This window comes from Vibrio proteolyticus NBRC 13287 (genome assembly GCF_000467125.1).
Taxonomy (GTDB): domain Bacteria; phylum Pseudomonadota; class Gammaproteobacteria; order Enterobacterales; family Vibrionaceae; genus Vibrio; species Vibrio proteolyticus.
The window spans coordinates 64,921-90,024 of record NZ_BATJ01000001.1 but is presented as its reverse complement, the minus strand read 5'-3'; the positions used below and the strand labels follow the sequence as shown (position 1 = coordinate 90,024).

The window sequence follows — 25,104 nt, the reverse complement described above, 5'->3', positions numbered from 1 at the left end:
CTATTTCACCAATAAATGCTGACGGTCTAATACGTTGGTAATATGACGGAACCAGTGATCCGAAACCCGTGCTTTGTCTTCGTTCCACTCGATGTAACCGCGACTTTGGAAATAGCGCAGCGTGCCGAGTACTTCAGCGACACTTAACTGGGTACACTCCGACAGCTCTTCTGTGGAAGCAACTTCCAACTGAACAATTGAGCGCAGTACTGCGAGCATGGGTTTGGGCATTTTTTCCAGCTCTTGGGACTCCGGCGCGGTAAACAAACGAACCACCACTTGTTGTGTTTCTTTGTTTCGATTAAGTGACAGACGGAAAAAACGCAGTGCCACCGTGGGGTTGCCATCAGAGTAGTGCCAGAGAATGCGGTAGAACCCTTGTTTAGCGCGGTCTTCTTCAGTGATGTCTTCCTGATCCCACTGTTTAGGTACAACCAAGCCATCAAAACAAACCGGATGCTCGACGTCTCGGTTGATACGACTGTCGAGCAATTCACCAATCTGTTTTTCTGACCAGCGAGGCAAAAAGGTGACTAAATCAAACAGCAGACGCTCGCCGCGCGCTCGGTCGACAAAACGCCAACTCGCTTTTTCAACCGCCATAACCACCCGGTGGTTTTTCTTGGAACGACGTAGCAAGTTAGTCAGGCGAATCAAATCCGACAGACCGCCAACCATGGGTTTAACCAGACGCTGAGCGTTGTCGACCGCGATGAGATAACTGGTGTCACTTTTTCGCAGCTGGGACAGGATCTGAATCTCGCTGCTTTCTTCTTCCATCCCGAGACTCACCGCTAAATGTTTCAGTAAGGCGCTGTAACCGGCGTAAGGGCAATTGAGATAAACGGGTTCGGCATTTTTCACTTTATCGAGTAGCTGGCGTAACAGCGTGGTTGTACCAATACCGCGTTCGCCGGATATCACACAAATCGCAGGACTGTCGCTCATCAAGTAATGCGACAGTTGCTTGATTTCATCCGAGCCATAGTCAAACAAACGGCTGTCGGCCGATCCGGGAAGAACATATTCAAAGGCCTGATTACCTTTGATGCGCACGAAATTAGGGTTCGTTTGCACATTGCCTGTTTGCTTAGCAACTTCTATCCGAAACAGGTAGGCAAGCGCCTGACTAAACAGCGTATAGCCAGATAAGGCACTAATGAGACGATGTTTAAAACTGTGTACGGTAATCCAGAACGCGGCTACCGCCGTCGCCGCAATACTCACCAAAAACGTCTCTTTGTGATCAATTGCCCAGTTGACCCAAACAGGACGGTCGGAGATGCGCTCTGCCACTTCAAATACTTTTTTTCGCCACAGTAGCAGAACATTCATGGTCACCATCACAAACCAGAAAAACAGCACATTGTAGATCCAGTAATAGATCGTGCCTTTACCAACAGTACGCATCGATATTTGCAAGATCACGCCAGCAACAATAATGCTCCAGATGTATCGGCGAATGGTCGATAAACGGAGCGCGATCAGCGCTTTACTGGACGAACGACTGTTGCGGTAAACAAACTCAAGAATGAAACTGACCGCAATAGAACCGCCCAATATCCACCAGGTAAAAATCTCAAGAAAAATCAGATGTTGCAGGCTGTCGATATTGGCCAAAATCCGCAATGAAAGCGTGATGGCAATTAAGACCGCAATAGCACGGTGAGCACGGCTGATATACCACACTAAGCGCACCCATAGTGGTGGATTCGTTTTGGACTCCAGATGGTACTGGTAAAACAGATTAATAAGGCGCTTGCTGTTTTTAAGCCACCAGGCGAGCACCAGATAAATAAAGAATACTTTGACTCCGACCCAGATCACCGGAACAGGGGAAATCAGCACTTCTCCAATGAGAGCTTTCACACTGCGAATTTGAAAAAACACCAGATACTTCATATTCAGCCGGGTGTTTTCCCACTCTTTTTTAAACTGAAGCACGCCGTACGGGCCGAAACCGGTCAAGCGGTCACGAGTCACAGAAGAGGTGAGTTGCAGTAGCGCTTCTTTACTCTGGGCAATACTGCGTAATGTTTTGTAGGTTGACTCGGTTTTAAACCAGTCTTCTTCACTGCCTGAATGCTGATACGCCAACAAATCCTGGCGGAATAGTTCAATCTGGGCATTTTGCTCACGCAAGGAGGCTGAGAGCAGTTGTTCGACTTTCGCCATGTCTTTGTCTGTCATGAACAAAGGTTCGGGAAGCGTACGAATTTCCTGACTGATATTGTAGGCAACGGAACTGACGGTGGGCTCTTTTTTAAATGTGTATTCCCACTGCGCCAAAGCTGGCTGGGCCAAACACAAAGATAACAAGAGCATTAAGCGTAAGACCTGACGCATAGAACTCACTTATAAGTTGTTGATTTTTTGAATTAGTGTAGACGGAAAACCGACCGAACGCGCACTCAGAATGAAGCGAAAGAGGGGATTCGAAAAGAAACTCTTTCGTTGAGTCACGGTTCAGAGTCAGAAAACCAAGGACAATCGAACCAGATTCTAAACACAACTGCGTCTAAGATGTGAGACAGGGATGACGTGCAGGCGTGCCATCACGTTGTCACAACGGGTAGATAATCTAAATCATTACTTGAAGTTGCCGCTATGAACCAGTAGTGTGGCGCGGTTTTTTACACATTTAAGGTAAAGGTTTTGATCTCCACAGCGAATATAACTCAGCAGTTCGGCGCGAAGCCGCTTTTTGAAAACATCTCCGTGAAGTTTGGCGAAGGGAATCGCTACGGCCTTATCGGCGCTAACGGTTGTGGTAAATCGACCTTTATGAAGATCCTAAGTGGTGAGCTCGAGCAAACCAGTGGTAACGTCAGCTATGATCCCAACGAACGGATCGCCAAGCTGAACCAGGATCAATTTGCCTACGAAGAGTACACCGTTATTGATACGGTCATCATGGGTTACAAAGAACTTTGGGAAGTGAAAAAAGAACGTGACCGCATCTACTCTCTGCCAGAAATGAGCGAAGACGAAGGTATGCGCGTTGCTGATCTTGAAGTTCAGTTTGCGGAAATGGACGGTTACATGGCCGACGCCAAAGCGGGTGAACTGTTGCTTGCGGTTGGTATTCCGGAAGAGCAACATTACGGTCTGATGAGCGAAGTTGCCCCTGGTTGGAAACTGCGTGTGCTTTTGGCACAGATTCTGTTTGCAGACCCGCATATCATGCTACTTGACGAACCAACCAACAACCTGGACATCGATACGATTCGTTGGCTGGAAGAAACGCTGAACCAACGTAACTGCACCATGATCATCATTTCCCACGACCGCCACTTCCTGAACAGTGTATGCACACACATGGCGGACCTGGATTACGGTGAACTGCGTATTTACCCGGGCAACTATGATGAATACATGACCGCAGCGTCTCAGGCACGTGAACGCCTGTTGGCAGACAATGCGAAGAAGAAAGCGCAAATTGCAGAACTGCAAACGTTCGTCGCTCGTTTCTCTGCCAACGCATCAAAAGCCAAACAGGCGACATCGCGTGCGAAGCAGATTGATAAAATCAAGCTGGACGAAGTGAAAGCCTCTAGCCGTCAGAACCCATTCATTCGTTTCGAACAGTCGAAAGAGTTGTTCCGTAATGCACTGGAAATTGAGAACCTGGCGCAGGGTTATGAAAACGATCTGTTCACAAATTTCAACGCCATTTTTGAAGTTGGTGAACGTGTGGCGATCATCGGTGAGAACGGCGTAGGTAAAACGACCTTACTCAATACACTGGCGGGAGTGAAGGCACCAACAACCGGCAGTTTCAAATGGTCTGAGAATTCGAACATCGGCTACTACGCACAAGATCATGCGCATGAGTTTGAAACCGACATGAATCTGATGGACTGGATGGGGCAATGGCGCCAGGAAGGCGACGACGAGCAGGTTGTGCGTAGCTTCCTTGGTCGTATGCTGTTCTCTCAGGATGACATCAAAAAGTCAGTTAAAGTGCTATCCGGTGGAGAGCAGGGGCGTATGCTGCTGGGCAAACTGATGATGCACAAACCGAACATGCTGCTGATGGACGAGCCGACCAACCACATGGATATGGAATCGATCGAATCACTGAACACGGCGTTAGAGCAGTACAAAGGTACGCTGTTCTTCGTGTCCCACGACCGCGTGTTTGTAGACTCTCTGGCTACCCGTATTCTGGAAATTCGCGACGGTAAGATCACCGACTTCCGCGGGACTTACTCAGAATTCCTGAAGTTTAAAGGGGTAGACGGATAATCAGAAAAGGCCTCCATCGGAGGCCTTTTTCTTTATGTCGAAATCCACGAATTACTCTGCTGGCGCGCCTTTTACATCAAACTCAATCTTATCTGCACCAGTAAATACCTGAAAGCGAAGACCTTTAGCTCGGGCAATGGTGGTGATACCGAACTGTCTGGCCAGATCGAGCCCCATCTGGGTAACTCCGGAGCGGGAGAGCAGCAGAGGAATCCCCATTTGTGCGACCTTAATGACCATCTCTGATGTCAGGCGCCCGGTGGTATAAAAAATCTTATCCGCGCCATTTTGCTCATTGAGCCACATCTCACCCGCCAGGGTATCCACGGCATTGTGACGACCCACATCTTCCACAAACGATAGCACCTGATTCCCCTGACAGACCGCACAGCCATGCACTGCGCCGGCCTTTTTGTAGGTGTCATTAAAGTGCGTCAGCGCTTCCAGTGCAGCGTAGATTTCAGATTGCTTGATCGTAATTTGAGGCACCTGATAATTTTCCAGTTGCTTCATGACATTGCCGTACATGGTTCCCTGACCACAGCCAGAGGTGACGGTCTTTTTCTTCAATGCTCCTTCTAAGTGGTCAGTGTTTTCTTGTGTCACCACCGCGGCAGAATGGGTCTGCCAGTCAATTATGACCGATTCGATGGCATTGGGATCAGAAATGAAGCTTTGATTTTTAAGATATCCCAGCACCAGCGCCTCAGGCCTTGAGCCAAGCGTCATTAACGTCACCACTTCTTTCCAGTTAAGCATCACCGTCAATGGTCGCTCACAAGCAATCTGTTTCACCAGACTCTCGCCGTATTCATCTAACACTTCAACCTCAATGGTCTGTAACGGGTTTTCACTGGTTTTTATGATAGTTGGTTTCCCCACAATCTAATCCTGTCTGCGACTCATGTTAATACCATTAAAGCAATTCCTGTTCCAAAAGGCGCATTTTTCTTTGTTCGGTGAATCGAGGTTGTTCCTATAAATAAGACACCTGAGCATTGGTTTGATGTCTATGGTTATGTGGCGTAATACTTGCTTTGAGTCTTTAATTAGTAAACGTTTGATCGGATTAAACACAATGTCACAGTTAGAGTCTGCCCCGATGAGCAGCGAAAAAGATGAAAGTCACTGGCCCCTTGACTGCCAGTTGACTGCACATGAAATCAGCACGGGCTTGTGGGTCAGCACGCAATGGCAACTGACAGGTTTTGGGCTTCACCCAGATCCACAAAGCCGCTTTACCGCAAGCTTGGAACTTTTTCGGGATGAACGAACGGACTATCGATTTAACCTCAGTTCAACCCAGCCCAAACTGTTTCTCGTCCTCGACACGATGGACGATGAGCACAATCCGGTCATAGTGAAGCTGACGGCTTCCCAAAGCGTCGCTGGTCAATTCATGGATGGCGATTATCTGGTGCTTTCGACCAATATGCCGCTACCGGTTCAGGCCTGGATGGAAGCGTTTATTGGTCGTCATGGCGAGTTACTCGAAGCTCGTCGTAAGAAACGAAAAGGCGCGGGGCGTTCTAGTGGCAACTGACAACAATCCATTCTTCTCACGCTGGTCCAGGCGTAAGCTTGATCCTCAATCTCAAGCGGCCGACGAACATGGTGTGAACCAAACTGAGGTCACTGAGAACGCGTCAGACGTTCCGATTATGGAACAAACACCTGACGATTCACCAGATAAAGACCCACAAGAAACTCGTGACCTTAGTGTCGCTGAGCTGCTTGTCAGTGGTGCGACGGCTACCACCAAAAAGGCAGCACTAAGAAAGCTATTTTTAAGTGGGGAATTCAGTGAAGTCGACCGGCTCAATGACTACGATCATGACTATTCCGCGGTGAAACCGTTGTCCACTGACGTCGCGGAAAAACTCAGAGAGTGGTTGAATGAACACGAGGAGGAACCGCCGCACAAAGTGGCAGAAGAGCGAATCTCAACTAAAGTTGAGAAGGAAGAGGCTGCCGAGTTGCACAGTGATTTGTCGTCCATTCAAACTCAGCACAACCAGGATGTGTCAGATGAAGAAGTGGGACAAAATATACCACATAAAAGTTAGGTACATTTTGACCAATAAATGGTTATCTCAATAGAGACAAATTGTCTCAATAACAAAAACCTGAAACTTAATCTCACGATTTTGGTAGTAATTAGCTGATATTAAAGCTAATAAAAGTTGGAATGGTATTTGCTGTAGCATCTGAAACCGAACGCAAACGTTCTAAAGATGGAACAGAGCAATGCTGAAACAACAACTAAAACGCACCAGATCTGCCAACGGAAAAGCACGCTTATTTGCTTTTGAGAACACGGTTGAGTTGACCAATCTTATTCCTCCCACCGTAAGCTACGAGAGCGGTGGGAATACGCTGATTGTTGGTCCGACCGCGATCATTGAAAGCGCCGCGCACCAACTCACACAAATGCATTCCCTGACCTTGCTGTCGACCGATGGTGAAAGGGCCTCACATCCAAACCTCTATTTTGCCAGTTCCGTTCAGATCTCAGGATTTTTGGGCACCTTTGAAGTTCTGATAGAAAATCAGGGACAGACGTACAACCTGGCCAAAGTCGCACTGGATCACGATTGTTTCGATATTGTTTTGGATATGACACTCAGCGGGTGTATGAGCGAAGAAGTTCCCGTACCGGGCTATTATCCGGTGGGGCGAGGGTATCCGAAACTGGCGGAAGCATTAGAAGAGATCCCCACATTGATGGGGACATTTGATAAGCCTAAATTCTTTCGTCTCGATACCGACCTGTGTGCGCACAGTTCACGTGGTGTAAAAGGCTGTGAACGTTGTGTGGATGCATGCCCAGCTGGCGCGCTAAGTAGTGAAGGCAACGATAAAATCGGACATCGCATCGCCATCAACCCTTATCTTTGCCAAGGCGTGGGGACTTGTGCCACTTCATGTCCGACAGAAGCGATCAGTTACGCCTTACCGAATCCGCAAGATACCCAGAAATTCATTGAGCGCACTTTGGCCAATTACCATCAAGCCGGCGGCGAAAGTCCGATTGTTCTTATCTGCAGCTCTCGCCATGAGAGTTATAACGTCATGGCGCTCAATGCGCTTCCCGATAACGTCATTCCGGTTGTCGTTGAAGAGTTGCCATCTGTGGGTATCGATTCCTGGTTTTCGGCTCTGGTCAATGGTGCAACACAAGTGCTGTTTGCCGCCAGTCGTTTTATGCCAGAAACCATCCTCCGAGTCCTCAATAGTGAAGTAGGGACAGCTCAGGCTTTGTTAACTCAAATCGGGCTGGAAAAAGAGCGCGTTGACATTCTATATCTCGAATCGCTTTGCGAAACCAGGCCGTCTCTGTGTGAAGAGCCGTTGTGCCTGTCTGTCGGTGAGTTGCACGGCAATAAACGTCAGCGGCTATTCGCGGCTCTGGACGCACTCGCCAGTCAGTATCCTCCTCAAGCGTCTGTTGTCACACTGCCTTCGAGTGCGCCTTACGGTAAAGTGACGTGCCGCACTGATGACTGCACTTTGTGTATGGGCTGTGTTGCGGTGTGCCCGACTCGAGCGCTGCATCATGACGGTGACATCCCAGGCCTCAAGTTTGTTGAACAGGATTGTGTTCAGTGTGGATTATGCAGTCAGGCCTGTCCGGAGAATGCGCTGACTCTGGAACCACAAATGAACTGGGATCAAAGCTCGCGACAACAGGTGCGTACATTACACGAAGAGAAGCCCGCACTGTGCCTGCGTTGCCAAAAACCATTTGCGCCGCAGTCGATGATTGCCATGCTTCAGGACAAGTTACGCGGTCACTCTCATTTCGCTGATGAAGCGTCTTTGAATCGTATCGCGATGTGCGAAGACTGCCGTGTTATCGATGTGTTTGAAGCCATGGCAGAAGACCCTGCCAAGCAATTGAAATACTAAGGAGCGTTTCGTGGATATACCAACAGATAACCAGACGCTACATCGGGAAATTTATCTGATGCTGGCTTCGCTTTTCCGCCAGGCTCCAAACGAGGCCGTGATTGATTTTCTGGCCACTCTTGATATCGAAGCCGAGCAAAGCAACATGCAAAAAGCCTGGTTAACACTGAAACACGCCGCGAGTAACACCTCTCAACAAGCATTAGAAGATGAGTACCAGTCATTGTTTATCGGTATAGGCCGTGGAGAGGTTGTGCCTTTTGCCTCATGGCATCTGACGGGCTCACTGATGGAGAAGCCGCTGGCAGAAATACGACATGATTTGGTGCAGCTAGGCTTTGAGCGTGAAGCTGATGTGAAAGAGCCCGAAGATCATATCGCCGCATTGTGTGAAGTCATGGCTTTGATGACCGATGACCACGATGCGACTCTGCAACAGGCGTTTTTTAATAAGCATCTTTCGCCTTGGACTCACAAACTGACCGGACAGATGAAAGAGGCGCAAAGCGCTGATTTTTATCGGGCCGTCGCTGAGTTGGCTGACGCGTTTTTTAACCTGGACGCCGTGCGTTTTAGTGAAAACATCGCCAGCTCAAGAAACAAATCAAAAATTGACGTAAAAAATGTGACTGACTCACTGCAATAGGACGTCGATAAGAGATGCACCAGCATCCGGAACTACCTTTGGGTAAGGAAGCAATCCATGAAAAAGAAAAGTGAAATCAACGAAAGCCGCCGAGATCTTCTCAAGGGCTTCACGACTGCCGTGGTCGCTGGTGCAGTTGTCGCTGGAACAGCCAAAGTAGCTACAGCGTCAGAAGTTGAAGCGCCGAAAACGGAAGTAAAAAAAACCGGTTATCACGAAACTCAACACATTCGTGACTACTACGACTCGTTGTAAGGAGTGAACAGATGAAACTGATTAAACGCTCCGACAATGTGTCGAAAGAGCAAAATCAACTCGGGATCAGCCGCCGCACATTTATGAGAAACTCGTCGATTGCGGCTGGCGGAGCTGTGGTTGGCGCCAGTTTATTTACCCCGGGCATGATCAAAAAAGCCCAGGCGAAAACGGTGGATCCTGATGCCAAAACGGAAGTGAAGCGCACAATCTGCTCACACTGTTCGGTAGGGTGCGGCATATACGCCGAAGTGCAGAACGGTGTTTGGACAGGGCAAGAGCCGGCATTTGATCATCCGTTTAATGCTGGTGGCCACTGCGCCAAAGGGGCGGCTTTGCGTGAACATGGTCATGGTGAACGTCGCCTCAAGTACCCGATGAAGCTTGAAAACGGCAAATGGAAACAGTTGTCGTGGGAAGAGGCAATCAACGAAATCGGCGATAAAGTGCTGGATATCCGCAAAGAGTCCGGACCGGATTCCGTGTATTGGCTAGGCAGCGCCAAACACAGTAATGAGCAAGCTTATCTGTTTCGTAAAATGGCTTCGCTGTGGGGCACCAATAACGTTGACCATCAAGCACGTATTTGTCACTCGACCACTGTAGCCGGGGTTGCCAATACCTGGGGATACGGTGCGATGACCAACTCGTTCAATGATATGCATAACTGTAAATCGATTCTTTTTATCGGTTCAAATCCGGCGGAAGCGCACCCAGTGGCGATGCAGCATATTCTGATCGCCAAAGAGAAAAGTCGTTGTAAGATCGTGGTGGCAGATCCTCGCCGAACCCGTACGGCTGCAAAATCAGACTTTTATGTGTCTCTGCGCCCTGGTACAGATGTCGCTTTTATCTGGGGCATTTTGTGGCACGTCTTTAAAAATCAGTGGGAGGACAAAGAGTTCATCCGCCAGCGTGTATTTGGTATGGATGAAATTCGTGCTGAAGTCGCGAAATGGACACCCGCAGAAGTCGAGCGTGTTACCGGCATCAGTGAGCAGGATGTTTACCAAACCGCGAAAATCCTGTCAGAGAATCGTCCAGGTTGTGTGGTCTGGTGTATGGGCGGAACTCAGCATACCACAGGGAACAACAATACCCGGGCATACTGCGTACTAGAGCTGGCCCTGGGGAACCTTGGCAAATCCGGCGGTGGTGCCAACATCTTCCGCGGGCACGACAACGTACAAGGGGCAACAGATCTTGGCGTACTGTCACATACCTTACCGGGTTATTACGGGCTGGCTGACGGCTCCTGGAAACACTGGGCAGGCGTGTGGGATATCGACTTCGATTGGATCAAAGACCGTTTTGATCAAAAAGAGTACCGTGGCACTAAGCCAATGAACAATATGGGTATTCCGGTCTCACGCTGGATTGATGGTGTTCTTGAAGACAAAGGCAATATCGAGCAGAACGACAATATCCGCGCCATGTTCTACTGGGGCCATGCGGTTAACTCGCAGACCCGTGGCGTTGAGATGAAAAAAGCGATGCAGAAGCTGGATATGATGGTGATTGTCGACCCTTATCCTACGGTTGCGGCGGTCATGAACGACCGCACCGATGGGGTCTACTTGTTACCTGCAACGACTCAGTTTGAAACCTACGGCAGTGTTACAGCATCCAACCGCTCGCTGCAGTGGCGTGATCAGGTCATCGAACCTCTGTTTGATTCTAAGCCGGACCACGAAATCATGTATCTGCTGAGTAAAAAACTGGGTTTTGCCGAACAATTGTTCAAGCACATTGAAGTGAAGAACAACCAGCCAGTCATCGAAGACATCACCCGTGAATTCAACCGTGGCATGTGGACCATTGGCTACACTGGTCAAAGCCCGGAGCGTCTCAAAGCACACCAACAAAACTGGCATACCTTCCATAAAACTTCTCTGGAAGCTGAAGGTGGGCCTGTCAACGGAGACACCTACGGTCTGCCATGGCCTTGTTGGGGCACACCCGAAATGAAGCACCCGGGCACGCATATCTTGTACGACACATCGAAAACGGTAGCTCAGGGTGGCGGCAACTTCCGGGCCCGCTTCGGGGTCGAGTTTGAAGGCAAAAACCTACTGGCGGAAGACAGTTACTCGGACGGTTGTGAAATCCAGGACGGCTATCCTGAATTTAGCGACAAGATGCTAAAACACTTGGGATGGTGGGATGATCTGACTGCAGAAGAGAAGCAAGCGGCAGAAGGCAAAAACTGGAAAACGGATCTGTCCGGTGGTATCCAACGTGTTGCGATCAAGCATGGCTGCATTCCATTTGGTAACGCCAAAGCACGGGCAATTGTCTGGACCTTCCCAGATCGAGTGCCACTGCACAGAGAGCCTTTGTATACGCCCCGACGTGACTTGGTCGCGGATTACCCAACCTGGGATGATGCGGAATCGATCTATCGTCTGCCAACGCTTTATAAGTCGATTCAGGATCAGGACAAATCAAAAGAGTATCCGATTATTCTGACTTCTGGTCGTTTGGTGGAATACGAAGGTGGTGGTGATGAAACGCGCTCCAACCCTTGGCTGGCAGAACTTCAACAAGAGATGTTTGTTGAAGTGAATCCAAAGGATGCCAACGATCTCGGCTTTAAAGATGGTGAGATGGTGTGGGTTGAAGGGGCAGAGAAAGGCCGAATTCATGTGAAAGCTATGGTCACCCGCCGCGTCAAACCGGGGATGGCGTTCATCCCATTCCACTTTGGCGGTAAGTTTGAAGGCGAAGATCTGCGTCATAAATACCCGGAGGGCAGCGATCCCTATGTGATTGGTGACTCAGCTAACATTGCGACCACTTATGGTTATGACCCAACAACGCAGATGCAGGAAACCAAAGTCACCCTGTGTAACATTCGTAAAGCGTAAGGAGCCTCCACATGGCACGAATGAAATTTCTATGTGACACCAAACGCTGTATCGAATGTAATGGCTGTGTCACGGCATGTAAAAATGAAAACGACGATGCACTTGAATGGGGCATTCAGCGTCGCCGCGTTGTCACCTTAAACGACGGTGAACCGGGAGAAAACTCTATCTCGGTCGCGTGTATGCATTGCACCGATGCGCCATGCATGGCGGTGTGTCCGGCCGATTGTTTCGAGCACACAGAAGACGGCATTGTGTTGCACAACAAGGATTTGTGTATTGGTTGCGGTTATTGTCTGTTTGCCTGTCCATTTGGTGCACCGCAGTTCCCGAAACAAACCGCATTCGGTGAACGGGGCAAAATGGACAAATGTACCTTCTGTGCAGGCGGCCCTGAAACTGAACCTGGTTCTGAAGAAGAGCGCCTGAAGTACGGTGCTAACCGGATTGCAGAGGGAAAACTGCCTATGTGCGCTTCGCTGTGTTCGACCAAAGCACTGCTCGCCGGCGATGCCGAAAAAGTATCCGATATTTTCCGTCAGCGCGTTGTTGAACGTGGAGCGAAAAATGCCGGATGGACCGACGGTGAAGATCTGTCTTATGACGCAACCAAGAGCTAATGGTGGAAAGAGATATGTTGCAACGTTTCAAACGCGTATCTCTGACAGTGCTGTCGATAATGACAGCGCTGTTGCTCGCCTTTGTCACGCCAGCCTCTGCCGAAGAACCTGCTTCTTCGGACGTCGCTCAACGCGAGATAACTCAACTTGCGGGAGCCGATTATTGGCGGCAGGTGCGTGAAGGGCAAGAGGGATACACAACCTCAACCTCTCCTGAGCATGGCGTTTTGATCAGCAAGCCAAGTGAGACTTGGTACATTCTCAAGGAAAAATGGATGTCTCCGGCGGGCGCTGTTGCCATTTTTGGCAGCATTGCTCTGGTGGTGCTGGCGTACGTTGTTGTCGGCCCATTGATGCTGAGCAAACCGCGTACCGGGAAAAAGATTACACGCTGGTCACGCCTCGACAGGGCGCTGCACTGGAGTATGGCCTTTACCTTCCTGACATTAGCCTTCAGTGGCCTCATGCTGGTTTACGGAAAACATTTCTTGAAACCTTACATTCCCACTGAGCTCTGGGGCTATATCGTATATTCAGCCAAGCAATACCATAACTACATTGGCCCGCTGTTTTTTATCTTGTTAATGTGCGTTCTGCTTAAATGGTGGCGAAAGTCACTGTTCAACAAAACCGATGTACAGTGGTTTAAGAAGTTGGGCGGAATGGCTGGCAAGCATAAAGGTACCCACCCATCTGCGGGCTTCTCGAATGGTGGTGAAAAAGCCATTTACTGGCTATTGATCATCTTTGGAGCGGTCGCTGCAGCCAGTGGACTGATCCTCGATTTCCCAATTTTTGGCCAAACCCGGCGAGATATGGAGTTTTCTAATCTGGTCCATATGGTCTCGGCATTGATTCTGATCTGTGGTTTTATCTTCCACATTTACATTGGTTTGTTTGGTATGGAAGGCGCTTTAGAAGGGATGGTCACTGGTGACGTTGACGAAACCTGGGCTAAAGAGCATCACGATTTGTGGTATGAAGAGGTCAAAAACGGGGAGCCTACGGCCAATTCCGACGTGGCCAGCAAAAACGCTAAGGGAGGGGTTCGCGGCAATGAACAAACATCATAGCGGTATCTGGGTTGCGTACATCTTGAGTCTTCTGACGCCATTTACTTGTCTTATTTCCGGCGTGATCGCCATCGTGTACGCTGGCTACCGACTGGATAAAGGGGAAGACTCCGAAGTAGTGAACTCGCACTATTACGGTCTGATTCGCAGTTTTTTTCTTAACTTGACCTTTTTCGTTGTCCTTCTGGTCACGGTGGCGACATCGAACGGATTGCTGGTTGGCGTTCACGATTACTGGTACAGAAACTCACTGATCGATTCCGTCGCGCGTTTTATTCCTTATGTTGGCATGGTGATCGCTGCAGGAGCCATATTGTTGTGGATCGTCCGCATGGTGCAGGGGATGCAACAACTCAGAGCCAACATTGCTCACACCCCCTCAACCGGCCCGAATCTTTGAACCAAATCGGCGCATGACACTTAGCCCCGGCACGATTCGGGGCTTTTTTGAACCATGATTATGCGCATCGATATGGTGCAGCCTCACCTAAATAGTGCGCATTTCGCTTGTTGAAGTCACTATCAACTTGAAACATGCGCATGCGAACTTATTTTTATCTTCATGATTTTTATAGTTTTATTTTCAAGATCTTCTTGTTTTCCTTATTTAAAATAAACTGGAACGCATTTTGCTGTGTTGGCACTTTTATAAATAAACTCACCAATTTGGTGAAAATAAAAACAATGTCGCACAGGTAAAGTGCGCTACACGACATGGAGAATTGAATCAATGAACGAGACTGTCAGTCCGGTACAGGGCGCCGTTCAAACCCTGACCCAAAGTTCAGATACCTTATTTTTGCTGCTTGGAGCCATTATGGTGTTTCTGATGCACGCTGGTTTTGCTTTTTTGGAAGTAGGGACCGTCCGACGAAAAAATCAGGTAAACGCGCTGGTAAAAATTCTGGCGGATTTTGGCGTCTCTGCAATCGCTTATTTTTTTATCGGTTATTGGGTGGCTTATGGGGCAGATTTTTTTGCTGATGCACAGACCTTATCTCAGGATAACGGCTATCAGTTGGTGAAGTTCTTCTTCCTACTCACATTTGCCGCAGCGATCCCGGCGATTGTCTCGGGAGGTATCGCTGAGCGAGCGCGATTCTATCCCATTGTGATTGCTACGTTTTTTACGGTCGGATTGGTTTATCCATTGTTTGAAGGCATCATCTGGAACGGTAACTTTGGCCTACAGACATGGTTCGAATCAACGTTTGGCGCTGGGTTTCACGATTTCGCCGGCTCAGTAGTAGTGCACGGAGTCGGAGGCTGGATTGCCCTCGTTGCGGTCAGTTTCCTCGGTATGCGTAAAGGACGCATTCGGGCAGGTAAACACACCAACTTCGCCCCGTCGAATATTCCGTTTCTGGCACTTGGTGCCTGGATTCTATGTGTGGGTTGGTTTGGTTTTAACGTTATGTCCGCACAAACACTGAATGGGATCAGTGGCTTGGTGGCAATGAACTCCTTGATGGCTATGGTGGGCGGCATCATCGCTTCATTGATCGCTGGCAAGAACGACCCGGGCTTTATTCATAATGGTCCTTTGGCTGGACTGGTCGCGGTCTGTGCTGGATCGGACCTGATGCATCCGCTCGGCGCATTGCTCACCGGATCCATGGCGGGCGCGCTGTTTGTTTACCTGTTCACTTATTTGCAAAAAACAAAAATCGATGACGTACTCGGTGTGTGGCCTCTGCACGGTGTTTGCGGAGCGTGGGGAGGAATTGCGGCTGGAGTCTTCGGTCAGCAAGCTTTAGGCGGTCTCGGAGGCGTAAGTCTCACGGTACAAGTGCTGGGTACAGTGGCAGGCATTGTGATCGCTGTATCAGGCGCTTATTTAGTGTACGGATTACTCAACAAGTTGTGCGGACTGAGGCTTTCAGAAGAGGACGAATTTAATGGCGCCGATCTGGCAATCCATAAAATCTCCTCAGTCAACGAAGACTAACATTAATTAGGAGCAGCGCTCGCTGCTCCTAACATTTCCACCATCTGGGATGGTGTTTAAAACATGCCGTGCGTTAGACCATGGTCTAATCCGTATCACTTCTGATGTTATTCGAACAGTGTTAGTCTAGATGTATTATTACGGTTGAAGGAAGTAGCATGAAATTCCCATATCGAAACATTGTCGTGTTGACTGGCGCCGGCATTTCAGCAGAGTCGGGGATACAAACTTTCCGCGCTCAGGATGGTCTGTGGGAAAACCACCGAATCGAAGACGTCGCGACACCCGAGGGGTTTGAACGGAACCCCGATTTGGTTCAGGATTTTTATAATCAGCGCCGACGTAACTTACAAAGTGACACCATCCACCCAAACGCGGCGCATATTGCTCTGGGTAAACTGGAAAAAGAGTTACAGGGTAAAGTCACCGTCATCACCCAGAACATCGACAATCTACACGAGCGAGGCGGCAGCACACACGTGATTCACATGCATGGTGAATTACTTAAAGCCCGTTGCAGTGAATCCAATCAAGTGGTCGAGCACAACGATGACATTCATACCGGAGATTTATGCCATTGTTGTCAGATGCCAGCACAGATGAGACCTCATGTTGTTTGGTTTGGTGAAATGCCGCTTAGAATGGGGGAGATATACTCATCGTTGGAAGAAGCGGATTTGTTTATTTCTATAGGCACGTCCGGCGTAGTGTATCCCGCGGCTGGATTTGTTCATGACGCGCGAATGCATGGCGCCCACACGATAGAAATCAACCTTGAGCCGAGTGCTGTAGAAAGTGAGTTCGAAGAAAAGCGTTATGGCAAGGCCAGCATCGAAGTTCCTAAACTGGTTGAGGAAATCCTGTCACTGCAAGACCCAATACAACAACATGCCTAAACCGATGTCATACGGCGAGCATGCTTCATTTGATACATGGCCTCATCAGCGCGTTTGATCGCCTGATGCAGGTTATGTTTTTCTCCGGCTGCAATGCCATAGCTGAACGCCAGATGCCCGCACCTGAGCGTTTGTTCAATCTGGCCGACGAATGCCTGCCCACGGCCGCGAGCCACCACCACAATAAATTCATCACCCCCCAAACGAAAAGCTTGTTCATCAGAGCCTAGGTTTTCTTTAAGTGTTTGTGAGAAATGAATCAAAGCCCGATCACCTTCAGCATGCCCAGAGGTGTCGTTAATGAGCTTGAGGCTGTCTAAGTCCATATAAACCAGATCATATTGGCGAAGTGGTATCGACGTCAGTAACTTGCGATTTTTCAGCCCGGTAAGCTCATCTGACGTTGCATCAATGCGCGCTTTGCGGAAGATTTCTGTCGCACCTGCGGCAATCAGGATCACCGACAATTGCAATAATCCGTCTTCCAGCAGCGAGTCGAGTAACTCATGCTGATCGACAATTCGGTCAATGACGCGAATTTCCGTTACCAGGTCGTAGCATTTATTGAAAATCAATAGCATGAATCCCGATTCGAACATCAGGTTGCTACCGATGATTTTTCGCGAAATAAAGTAGATGTATACGATCAGCAGTAAAGACCCGCTCTCAAAGAACAAGTCGTAGATGGAGTCCACTTCAATAGCCTGAGAAACCAACAGCGAAACGGCTGCAGAGAAGAGGAGAATAACAATAATGTTGAAAGCGGCAGAGTGAAATCTCAAAATGGTTACGCTTATTATTAATTAACTCAACATAAGTTAAGCCATTTTGAGGTAAAAAATAAAGCGGCCGAGGCCGCTTTATATCATTTTTAATGATAGTTTGGATAAAAACTAGTTATCTACTTTAAGTTTCTGGAAGTATTCGTCGTAGATGACGCTTGCTTCACCAACTTCATCCTGCCATTCACCGCTGTCCATTACTGATTGCGGAGGGAAGATCATTGGATCATTCGCAAATTCTTTTGGCAGCAGAGCATGTGCTGTTTTCACTGGTGTAGGGTAGCCGATTTCCAGTGCAATTTTGGCTGCGTTTTCTGGACGTAGCAGGAAGTCGATCATCTTATGCGCTGCATCGATGTTCTTCGCACCAGCAGGAATAGACAGGCTATCCATCCAGAAAATCGTGCCTTTTTCCGGCCAGATAATGTCGATAGACGCTCCTTCCTGACGGGCCATGTAAGCCGAGCCATTCCACAGCATACCCAGTGATACTTCACCAGCCAGGTATGGGTTAGCAGGGAAGTCTGAGTTGAAAACCAACACGTTTGGCATCAGTTTCTTCAACTCTTCATAAGCTGCTTTGATTTCATCTGGGTTCGTGGTGTTCGGAGAATAGCCAAGCTTTGTCAACGCAATGTGGAAGACTTCACGTGAGTCATCCATTAGCATCAACTGACCTTCCCATTTAGGGTCCCACAGATCATCCCATTTAGAGACAGACGATTTGTCCAGCATGTCAGAGTTGATGCCGATGCCCGTCGCGCCCCAAATGTAGGGAATCGAGAAGTTGTTGTTTGGATCAAATGGTTTATTCAGGAAATTGGTATCCAAATCAGCAAAGTGAGAAAGCTTGCTCTTGTCGATTTTCTGTAGCATGCCTTCTTTACGCATCTTAGATACGAAGTAGGTAGAAGGGACAACCAGATCGTAACCAGACCCTTGAGTCTTCAACTTAGCGTACATGCTTTCGTTGGACTCATACGTCGAATAGATCACCTTAATACCGGTTTCCTTTGTGAAGTCTTCCAGCACTTCATTCGGGATGTATTCAGACCAGTTATAGAAGTACAACTCTTGGTCAGCCGCCATTGCAGGTGAAGCGAACATTGTCGCCGCGCAAAGTGCGCTTGCATACAGTTTACTTTTCATTACTTTTCCGTTTTTGCTTTGCAAAGCCCGAGCACACTCATCCAATTTGGAACTCTTTGAGTCTGGCCGTAGGCAAGAAACCCATTTACCTGTATTCAGATAAATGCCGCAACGCATAAGTATATCAGTCACAAACGAAAATAGGCAGCAAATGCTGCCTATTTTTAATGAGTTAGCGTTAAATTTCGTCAAACTGACTCAATAACGCAAACACGCATTACTGGCCGGCTTTGAGTTTCATGAAGTAGTCTTCATACTTAACTGTCTTATCCCCCACAGCCGCTTGCCATTCCACGCGATCCAGGTCTTCCTGGGAAGGGAACAGTGCCGGAATGTCACTGAATTTGTCGTTTGACGCCTTCACCGCGGTCAGGTAGCCCGTGTCACGAGAGATCTGTTCCGCAATTTCAGGACGCAACAAAAAATCGATCATCTTGTGCGCCGCCTCAACGTTCTTCGCTGTTGATGTAATCGCAAAGTTATCAACCCAGCCGATACCGCCTTCTTTCGGGAAAACTAACTTCAGTGGCAAGCCTTCTTTTTGAGCCGCTGCCGCGCTGCCGTTCCACAGCATACCTAAACCGACTTCACCAGACAGGTATGGCGCAGCAGGGTTGTCAGAGTTAAACACCAGAACGTTAGGCATCAGCTTCTTGAGTTCTTCATAGGCTTCGTCGATCTGCTTGTCGTCTGTGGTATTACCAGAGTAACCCAGTTTACGCAGTGCAATATGGAACACTTCACGCGTGTCATCCATCAGCATCAGTTGGCCTTCAAGTTCCGGCTTCCACAAGTCCGCCCAGCTTTGGAAATCTTCTGGATCGTACATATCAGTATTGACCGCCAATCCCGTAATAGCGACGACGTGTGGAATAGAGTAGTCGTTGTTTGGATCGTAAGGTTTATCCAGATAGTTAGGATCCAGGTTTTTGAAGTTCGACAGCTTCGATTTGTCGATCTTCTGTAGCATGCCTTCATCACGCATCTTCGATACGAAGTAGGTGGACGGCACAACCAAATCGTAACCCTGATTATGCGTCTTTAGCTTGGCATACAAAGTCTCGTTCGACTCGTAAGTCGAGTAGATGACTTTGATACCTGTTTCTTTGGTAAATTGTTCCAGAAGGCTGCTGTTGATGTACGGCCCCCAGTTCATAAATACCAGTTCCTTGTTTTCGTCCGCCTGAACTGTTCCTGAGAACAAAGACAGCGCACATGCACTACCAGCTAATAAAGTAGCCCATTTTTTCATTTACGTTAGCTCCAAACCAAACGTTGCCCATTGCATAACTATAGGCGTTAGATAGAAAAACAGAATGACAAAAATGCCATTCTGTTCGTAGTGTTGATTCTTTCAATCACTCGTGAATTTTACTTCACTTTTTCTCTGGCTAACAACTGAGAAATGATCACCAAAGCTAAAGAAACAACCAACATAATGGTAGCAAGGGCATTCACCTCTGGAGAGATCCCCACTTTCACCATTGAATAAATTTTAAGCGGCAGAATTTCATAAGTTGGTCCGGTCACGAATGAACTGATGATCACGTCATCCAGAGACAGGGTAAAGCTCAATAACCAACCGGCAGCAACAGCCGGTTTTGCCAGTGGAAGGATGATCTTATTCAGAATGGTCCATTCACTGGCTCCCAAATCTTTTGCCGCTTCCAGCATTTTGACATCAAAACCGTTCAAACGACTGTAGACGGTAACAACCACAAAAGGCAGACAGAATGTGATGTGTGCAACTAACAGGGTGAAGAAGCCCAGTTGCGCCCCTATAACCAAGAACAGTGCCAACAATGAAATTGCCATCACAATATCCGGGGACATCATAACCACAAACAGCATACCGTTGACCGCTGCTTTTCCCTTAAACTGGTAGCGGAATAGGGCAACAGCAGTAAGGCTACCAATAATGGTTGCAGCCGTTGCAGAAAAGACAGCAACATTAAGAGAGTGCCAAGCCGCTTGCATCAGGCTGTCGTTGTTGACCAGGGTCTCATACCATTTAGTGGTAAATCCGCCCCATTTCATACCGAACTTATTGGCATTAAACGAGTTTACAATCAACACGATGATTGGCAGATACAAAAATGCATATACCAGAGTCATAAAGCTAAATCTAACTGTACGTCCCATTAGTCCAGCTCCACTTTCTTATTCAACAGTTTCCCGGCGCGATAGTAAGCGTAAAGCATGATGGCCATCGCCACGGTAAGTGCAATACTGGTTGCCGCACCAAACGGCCAATCACGCGCGTTAAGCACCTGACTTTTAATCACATTACCAATGAGCAGGTTCTTAGCGCCGCCCAACAGGTCAGAGATGTAGAACATCCCCAGAGCTGGCAGCAGAACTAACAAACACCCACCGATGATGCCAGGCATGGTTAACGGCAGAATCACTTTTGTCAGAGTCTGTATCTTGTTGGCACCCAGATCGCGAGCCGCTTCAATGTAAGTGCCGTCCAACTTTTCGATAGCAGAGTAGAGCGGCAGAATCATAAATGGCAGCAGGATATAAACAAGACCGATCATGACCGCTGTTTCGGTATACATCAAACGCAGTGGTTTATCGATGATATCCAGGTACATCAGGCTTTTATTCAGGATCCCTTGAGTTCCAAGTACGATTTTAAGGCCGTAGGTACGGATAAGAGAGTTCGTCCAAAACGGCACAATCACCAGAAACAACATGAAAGGGCGCCACTTTGGCGGCATTTTTGCGACGATGTAGGCAAATGGATAACCAATCACTAAACAGATCAAGGTTGCGATGATCGCCATGTAGAATGAGTGCATCAGCACTTTTGCGTACAAGGGATCCGCCAAACGCACGTAGTTGTCCAGCGTGAAGGTAATCTCGATCAGATTTGCCTCATCACGCGTCAGAAAACTCGTGCCGATAATCATGAGGTTGGGGATCAGAACGAACAGACCCAACCAACCTACAATCAATGCGATAATCGCATTTTGCAAATTAAGCTTTATGCTCATCGTTCAATACCACTTCCCAGCTTTCAACCCAAGTGATGGCGACTTTCTGCCCCAAAGAGTGATCCACATCGGGATCGTCTTCATTAAAGAACTCGCTGACCATAACGCGCATACCAGATTCAAGCTCAATCACAGAATCCAGCGTCATACCTTTGTAGGTACGCTCAGTGACGTGTCCAACGATACCGCGCTCTTCAGACTCTTTGATTTCTTCAATACGTAAATCTTCCGGGCGCAACAACACCTGAAGTTTGTCACCCGCTTGTGCCGGTTTATCGTAGTAGACGACTGATTCGACACCTTCAATGTCTGCGCGGATACGTTGTTCGTCCAGGCGTTCTACCATGTCGGCATGAAATACGTTGATCTCGCCGATAAAGCGAGCCACAAACAGATTTTTCGGCTCTTCGTAGATCTCGCGCGGAGAGCCGTCCTGTTCAATCACGCCCTCACGCATCACAATGATACGGTCAGACATCGACAGGGCTTCTTCCTGATCGTGCGTGACGAAAATAAACGTGATACCCAGTTGACGCTGAAGTTGTTTAAGCTCAATTTGCATCTGTTTACGTAATTTGTAATCCAGAGCCGAGAGGGATTCATCGAGTAGCAGAACTTTGGGCTTATTCACCACCGCGCGAGCGATCGCAATACGTTGCTGCTGACCACCAGAAAGTTGATGAGGTTTGCGCTGGGCCATCTTTTCCAGACGCACCATACGCAGAGCTTCCATCACGCGTGGTTCGATGTCTGAGGAAGCGACTTTCTGCATGCGCAGGCCAAACGCGACGTTCTCAAACACCGTCATGTGCGGGAATAGGGCATAACTTTGAAAAACAGTATTTACGTGTCGCTGCTCAGCAGGTAAGTCAGTCACATCTTGATTATCAAGGATAATGTTGCCATTGTCTGCGGTTTCAAACCCCGCAATCATCCTTAATACTGTCGTTTTACCACAGCCTGAAGGCCCGAGAATGGTTAGAAATTCGCCATGGTTTACGTCTAGATTTAAGTTGCCGATGATTTCCTTGCCATCGAAGCTCTTGCTGATTCCAGTTAAGCGGATAACTGGTTGTCCTGCTGGTTGTTTAGCTTTCAACGTCTGTTTTTCTCCACCTTGGTCTCCGGCTTTTCCGGGGGTAATTGACCTGTCGTTATACACTTGAGGCGCGCATCATAATCACCATAAGTGTGAATTCATAGTCTTTTCTCATCTTGAAACACAAAATATTTTGCAGGTGAAAGTAAACTTTTTTTACCATACTGACTTTATGCTTTATACAAGATAAACAAGTGTTTAATTATCGACCATCCGGATGAGAAAGCAAGCACAGGTCCGTGATCTCAATTTTAGAGTCGCGAACATTTCAGTATAATTACATCAATCTATTACCAACACATCAGGTGAATGCGATCGTGGCGAGCACCTTGGAATTTATATGAACAGTGACTTCGAGAAAGACATTAACTTAGGCGGTAACATCGAAACGGCGATTTCAGGCCAGTATGACTTGAAAGCAGCGGATGTATTCAAAGAAGCCTGGAACCATACGATTAAGCATTTTCTTTCCTTCTCCCCGGCGATTGTGATGCTACTGGTCGTGCAGATCGCGATTTTCTACGTCGCATTGAAATTGCAACTGGGTGATCCGTCGGTAATTTTCAATATCGTGGTGGATCCGGAAAACATGGATCCCGGTGTATTTCAGGCAATTTTCATCGCCAACTTCAGTTACGAAGTCATCAGTGCGCCTATCTACGCAGGCATTTGTATGATGGCTATGAGCCATGCAGCCGGTCTCAACACCAAATCACGCCACATAACGAAAGGACTTCAGTTTACCGTTCCGGTCATTCTCGCTACATTGTTCAGTTTATTGTTGCAGTGGCTAGCCGGAATGATTCTGCCGTTTTTATCGATGTATCTGTCACTGGCTTTCAGCAATACGATTTTGTTAATCTGTGAAAAACGTATTCCGCCAATGCAGGCATTGCTGTTGTCACTGCGTGCCGTTAACAAAAAGATTTTTGTCTTGGCGGGCATTTACCTGCTATTAATGCTGATGTTCATCGCAGCAGCAATGTTTTACGGAATTGGACTGATTTTCGTGCTTCCGTTCTTTTTCCATGTTAAAGGTATTATTTACCGTAACATGTTCGGCATTCGCCTGAAAATTGTCGCGACGGATAACTCAAGCAATAACGACCAGAACAAAGGCTCTCCATTCTTTGATGCATAAAAAACTCCTCATTAGTCTTACAGCAGCTGGCCTTATCGCCAGCTGCAGTTTGTATTACGCGCAAGCGCCGCAAGAATCGGTTAGTCTCGAAGGACACAAAGTCGGCGAAGCACCTGACTTTGCCTCGATTCAAGATGTCACAACACGAAAGCACCAGTTTTTCAGCTACCTCAAACCCGGGATTGCGCTTGAGAATCAGCGCATCCTCAAAGAGCGTATAAGACTTGAGTCAATTGACAAGAAGTATCGGTCGTCTCAACTGACCGACGAAGATACCGAATATGCTAAACGCCTGGGTAAGTTGTACGACACCGAGCTTCCGGCCCAAGGAGTGGATGAAAACTGGCTGGCTGACATGTTGCACCGGGTTGATGTGATTCCAGAAGCGTTAGTCTTAACTCAGGCTGCCAATGAATCGGCGTGGGGAACCTCTCGTTTTGCCCGGGAAGCCAACAATTATTTTGGTCAGTGGTGCTATACCGCAGGCTGTGGGCTGGTTCCGTCCCAACGTCCGGACGGTATGACCCACGAAGTAAAGAAATTCCGCTCCGCCCAACAGTCCATTCATGGCTACTTCATGAATGTGAACCGTAATCAGGCGTATCATGATCTGCGGGAAATACGCTATCAACTGCATAAACGAGGTGATGACTTGTTGAGCCTGGACGCCGCAATGGCGATGAGTGAAGGGCTGACGAAATACTCAGAGCGTGGTCAGCAGTACGTGAACGATCTGCGGGCTATGATGCGACACAATGAACCATACTGGATAGAAGAATAAGAACAGGATATGAAAAAACTACCTCTCGCTTTACTGGCAACAACCATGCTGATGGGCTTCCCAAGTCAGGCTCAAGAATACATGTTCACGTACTCCAAGTTGTTTTCTCAGATGAAAGCCAACAGCAAAGAAGGGCACGATGACGTCAAAGTGGGCTTCTTCTTTGTCAACGCCGACTCCAAGCAGCTGTGCAACATTGAAAAAGCCTGGATGGAAAAAGAAGAACATTACGAAGAGTTAACCATCTCTCCTCACAAAGAGTTAATCGTGCCGCTGGACAACAATTTGCGTAAAGCCAATCCTTTGGTCTTCGTACACACTCCAATGGATCAGCGGTGTGATTTTTCTATGGTGGTTATGACCAAAGAACCACTGAACGGTAAAGTGACTTACGAAGAGGTCAAAAAGCTGTTGCCGCAAATGCAGACCATTCTAGAAGATTTGGGAGGCATGTTTGCCAGCTGGTTTACGCCCGATGTTGAGGGAGTCACACTGGAGTTTGCGAGCAAGTTAACCAGCGAGATCCAGCTTTCTGATGGTCGCACGATTGCCATTGAAAATGGCAAAGCTCAGGTGGCGTTGGCGGATATTGGCGAAGGCGGGTACATGATCTTACCGGAAAACACCGTCAGGGTGCTTCCGTATTTACCCAAGGCAAAGAAGTAATAAAAAAGGTGACCTCTTGGGTCAC

23 protein-coding genes are annotated in these 25,104 nt (G+C 48.1%); 15 read left to right on the top strand and 8 right to left on the bottom strand.

Annotation, left to right across the window (positions count from 1 at the left end; all coding sequences use genetic code 11):
- On the bottom strand, positions 1 to 2,346 hold the full coding sequence (locus tag VPR01S_RS00375) for an ATP-binding protein (RefSeq protein ID WP_021703296.1): 2,346 nt from the start codon (positions 2,344 to 2,346) through the stop codon (positions 1 to 3).
- 309 nt (positions 2,347 to 2,655) lie between these two features.
- Here VPR01S_RS00375 and VPR01S_RS00370 point away from each other — a divergent pair, with 309 nt between their 5' ends.
- On the top strand, positions 2,656 to 4,248 hold the full coding sequence (locus VPR01S_RS00370; RefSeq protein ID WP_021703295.1) for an ABC-F family ATPase: 1,593 nt from the start codon (positions 2,656 to 2,658) through the stop codon (positions 4,246 to 4,248).
- Between the two features lie 51 nt (positions 4,249 to 4,299).
- Here the strand turns inward: VPR01S_RS00370 and fdhD are convergent, their stop codons facing one another.
- Positions 4,300 to 5,130, bottom strand: a complete 831-nt coding sequence (gene fdhD, locus VPR01S_RS00365; RefSeq protein WP_021703294.1) for a formate dehydrogenase accessory sulfurtransferase FdhD — start codon at positions 5,128 to 5,130, stop codon at positions 4,300 to 4,302.
- Between the two features lie 196 nt (positions 5,131 to 5,326).
- Here fdhD and VPR01S_RS00360 point away from each other — a divergent pair, with 196 nt between their 5' ends.
- From VPR01S_RS00360 to cobB, 11 genes are all read left to right on the top strand, one after another.
- A complete protein-coding gene (locus tag VPR01S_RS00360) occupies positions 5,327 to 5,791 on the top strand; it encodes a DUF3305 domain-containing protein (RefSeq protein ID WP_021703293.1) in 465 nt (154 codons plus the stop codon).
- Entirely contained in the window at positions 5,781 to 6,314 is a 534-nt protein-coding gene (locus VPR01S_RS00355; protein ID WP_021703292.1) for a DUF3306 domain-containing protein, read from the top strand. The genes VPR01S_RS00360 and VPR01S_RS00355 overlap by 11 nt, the downstream gene beginning before the upstream one ends.
- A gap of 181 nt (positions 6,315 to 6,495) precedes the next feature.
- Entirely contained in the window at positions 6,496 to 8,157 is a 1,662-nt protein-coding gene (locus VPR01S_RS00350) for a 4Fe-4S binding protein (RefSeq protein WP_021703291.1), read from the top strand.
- 10 nt (positions 8,158 to 8,167) lie between these two features.
- Positions 8,168 to 8,803 carry a TorD/DmsD family molecular chaperone gene (locus VPR01S_RS00345; protein ID WP_021703290.1) on the top strand — a complete coding sequence of 212 codons (636 nt, stop codon included), beginning with the start codon at positions 8,168 to 8,170 and terminating at the stop codon, positions 8,801 to 8,803.
- Between the two features lie 57 nt (positions 8,804 to 8,860).
- The gene (locus VPR01S_RS00340) at positions 8,861 to 9,058 is read left to right on the top strand and encodes a twin-arginine translocation signal domain-containing protein (RefSeq protein ID WP_021703289.1); all 198 of its coding nucleotides are present in this window, start codon (positions 8,861 to 8,863) and stop codon (positions 9,056 to 9,058) included.
- Positions 9,059 to 9,069: 11 nt separating this feature from the next.
- Positions 9,070 to 11,925: a formate dehydrogenase subunit alpha gene (locus VPR01S_RS00335; protein WP_021703288.1), complete on the top strand. Its 2,856-nt coding sequence runs from the start codon at positions 9,070 to 9,072 to the stop codon at positions 11,923 to 11,925.
- 11 nt (positions 11,926 to 11,936) lie between these two features.
- A complete protein-coding gene (gene fdh3B, locus VPR01S_RS00330) occupies positions 11,937 to 12,545 on the top strand; it encodes a formate dehydrogenase FDH3 subunit beta (protein WP_021703287.1) in 609 nt (202 codons plus the stop codon).
- Positions 12,546 to 12,559: 14 nt separating this feature from the next.
- The gene (locus tag VPR01S_RS00325) at positions 12,560 to 13,618 is read left to right on the top strand and encodes a formate dehydrogenase subunit gamma (RefSeq protein ID WP_021703286.1); all 1,059 of its coding nucleotides are present in this window, start codon (positions 12,560 to 12,562) and stop codon (positions 13,616 to 13,618) included.
- Complete coding sequence (locus VPR01S_RS00320) at positions 13,602 to 14,018, top strand: hypothetical protein (protein WP_021703285.1); 417 nt, start codon at positions 13,602 to 13,604, stop codon at positions 14,016 to 14,018. The genes VPR01S_RS00325 and VPR01S_RS00320 overlap by 17 nt, the downstream gene beginning before the upstream one ends.
- A 330-nt stretch (positions 14,019 to 14,348) precedes the next feature.
- Positions 14,349 to 15,566, top strand: a complete 1,218-nt coding sequence (locus VPR01S_RS00315) for an ammonium transporter (protein ID WP_021703284.1) — start codon at positions 14,349 to 14,351, stop codon at positions 15,564 to 15,566.
- Between the two features lie 158 nt (positions 15,567 to 15,724).
- Positions 15,725 to 16,462, top strand: a complete 738-nt coding sequence (cobB, locus tag VPR01S_RS00310; RefSeq protein ID WP_021703283.1) for a Sir2 family NAD+-dependent deacetylase — start codon at positions 15,725 to 15,727, stop codon at positions 16,460 to 16,462.
- On the opposite strand, the gene VPR01S_RS00305 is transcribed toward cobB, so the two are convergent.
- The 6 genes from VPR01S_RS00305 to potA form a co-directional block, all read right to left on the bottom strand.
- Positions 16,459 to 17,244 carry a GGDEF domain-containing protein gene (locus VPR01S_RS00305; RefSeq protein ID WP_021703282.1) on the bottom strand — a complete coding sequence of 262 codons (786 nt, stop codon included), beginning with the start codon at positions 17,242 to 17,244 and terminating at the stop codon, positions 16,459 to 16,461. The two genes, cobB and VPR01S_RS00305, sit on opposite strands and share 4 nt — an antisense overlap.
- A 111-nt stretch (positions 17,245 to 17,355) precedes the next feature.
- Positions 17,356 to 18,393 (bottom strand): extracellular solute-binding protein, encoded by a 1,038-nt coding sequence (locus VPR01S_RS00300; protein WP_021703281.1) that lies wholly within the window; start codon positions 18,391 to 18,393, stop codon positions 17,356 to 17,358.
- A 217-nt stretch (positions 18,394 to 18,610) separates the two neighbouring features.
- A complete protein-coding gene (locus VPR01S_RS00295; protein ID WP_021703280.1) occupies positions 18,611 to 19,645 on the bottom strand; it encodes an extracellular solute-binding protein in 1,035 nt (344 codons plus the stop codon).
- Positions 19,646 to 19,764: 119 nt separating this feature from the next.
- Entirely contained in the window at positions 19,765 to 20,535 is a 771-nt protein-coding gene (gene potC, locus VPR01S_RS00290) for a spermidine/putrescine ABC transporter permease PotC (protein WP_021703279.1), read from the bottom strand.
- Positions 20,535 to 21,392, bottom strand: a complete 858-nt coding sequence (gene potB / locus VPR01S_RS00285) for a spermidine/putrescine ABC transporter permease PotB (protein ID WP_021703278.1) — start codon at positions 21,390 to 21,392, stop codon at positions 20,535 to 20,537. The genes potC and potB overlap by 1 nt, the downstream gene beginning before the upstream one ends.
- On the bottom strand, positions 21,376 to 22,536 hold the full coding sequence (gene potA / locus VPR01S_RS00280) for a spermidine/putrescine ABC transporter ATP-binding protein PotA (RefSeq protein ID WP_052035716.1): 1,161 nt from the start codon (positions 22,534 to 22,536) through the stop codon (positions 21,376 to 21,378). Before potA ends, potB begins: the two co-directional genes overlap by 17 nt.
- Positions 22,537 to 22,831: 295 nt before the next feature.
- Here potA and VPR01S_RS00275 point away from each other — a divergent pair, with 295 nt between their 5' ends.
- The 3 genes from VPR01S_RS00275 to VPR01S_RS00265 are packed head-to-tail and all read left to right on the top strand — an operon-like array spanning position 22,832 to position 25,079.
- Positions 22,832 to 23,632 (top strand): DUF2189 domain-containing protein, encoded by an 801-nt coding sequence (locus VPR01S_RS00275; RefSeq protein WP_021703276.1) that lies wholly within the window; start codon positions 22,832 to 22,834, stop codon positions 23,630 to 23,632.
- Positions 23,625 to 24,413, top strand: coding sequence for a glucosaminidase domain-containing protein (locus VPR01S_RS00270; RefSeq protein WP_021703275.1), 789 nt, complete (start codon positions 23,625 to 23,627; stop codon positions 24,411 to 24,413). The genes VPR01S_RS00275 and VPR01S_RS00270 overlap by 8 nt, the downstream gene beginning before the upstream one ends.
- A 9-nt stretch (positions 24,414 to 24,422) precedes the next feature.
- Entirely contained in the window at positions 24,423 to 25,079 is a 657-nt protein-coding gene (locus VPR01S_RS00265; protein ID WP_021703274.1) for a DUF2987 domain-containing protein, read from the top strand.
- Positions 25,080 to 25,104 lie beyond the last annotated feature (25 nt).

What these genes read in the sequence shown, in the direction of transcription:
- VPR01S_RS00375 (WP_021703296.1), bottom strand. Translation starts at nt 2,346, where the DNA reads ATGCGTCAGGTCTTACGCTTAATGCTCTTGTTATCTTTGTGTTTGGCC.
- VPR01S_RS00360 (WP_021703293.1), top strand. Translation starts at nt 5,327, where the DNA reads ATGTCACAGTTAGAGTCTGCCCCGATGAGCAGCGAAAAAGATGAAAGT.
- VPR01S_RS00350 (WP_021703291.1), top strand. Translation starts at nt 6,496, where the DNA reads ATGCTGAAACAACAACTAAAACGCACCAGATCTGCCAACGGAAAAGCA.
- VPR01S_RS00340 (WP_021703289.1), top strand. Translation starts at nt 8,861, where the DNA reads ATGAAAAAGAAAAGTGAAATCAACGAAAGCCGCCGAGATCTTCTCAAG.
- VPR01S_RS00335 (WP_021703288.1), top strand. Translation starts at nt 9,070, where the DNA reads ATGAAACTGATTAAACGCTCCGACAATGTGTCGAAAGAGCAAAATCAA.
- fdh3B (WP_021703287.1), top strand. Translation starts at nt 11,937, where the DNA reads ATGGCACGAATGAAATTTCTATGTGACACCAAACGCTGTATCGAATGT.
- VPR01S_RS00325 (WP_021703286.1), top strand. Translation starts at nt 12,560, where the DNA reads ATGTTGCAACGTTTCAAACGCGTATCTCTGACAGTGCTGTCGATAATG.
- VPR01S_RS00320 (WP_021703285.1), top strand. Translation starts at nt 13,602, where the DNA reads ATGAACAAACATCATAGCGGTATCTGGGTTGCGTACATCTTGAGTCTT.
- VPR01S_RS00315 (WP_021703284.1), top strand. Translation starts at nt 14,349, where the DNA reads ATGAACGAGACTGTCAGTCCGGTACAGGGCGCCGTTCAAACCCTGACC.
- cobB (WP_021703283.1), top strand. Translation starts at nt 15,725, where the DNA reads ATGAAATTCCCATATCGAAACATTGTCGTGTTGACTGGCGCCGGCATT.
- VPR01S_RS00300 (WP_021703281.1), bottom strand. Translation starts at nt 18,393, where the DNA reads ATGAAAAGTAAACTGTATGCAAGCGCACTTTGCGCGGCGACAATGTTC.
- VPR01S_RS00295 (WP_021703280.1), bottom strand. Translation starts at nt 19,645, where the DNA reads ATGAAAAAATGGGCTACTTTATTAGCTGGTAGTGCATGTGCGCTGTCT.
- potC (WP_021703279.1), bottom strand. Translation starts at nt 20,535, where the DNA reads ATGGGACGTACAGTTAGATTTAGCTTTATGACTCTGGTATATGCATTT.
- potB (WP_021703278.1), bottom strand. Translation starts at nt 21,392, where the DNA reads ATGAGCATAAAGCTTAATTTGCAAAATGCGATTATCGCATTGATTGTA.
- VPR01S_RS00275 (WP_021703276.1), top strand. Translation starts at nt 22,832, where the DNA reads ATGAACAGTGACTTCGAGAAAGACATTAACTTAGGCGGTAACATCGAA.
- VPR01S_RS00270 (WP_021703275.1), top strand. Translation starts at nt 23,625, where the DNA reads ATGCATAAAAAACTCCTCATTAGTCTTACAGCAGCTGGCCTTATCGCC.
- VPR01S_RS00265 (WP_021703274.1), top strand. Translation starts at nt 24,423, where the DNA reads ATGAAAAAACTACCTCTCGCTTTACTGGCAACAACCATGCTGATGGGC.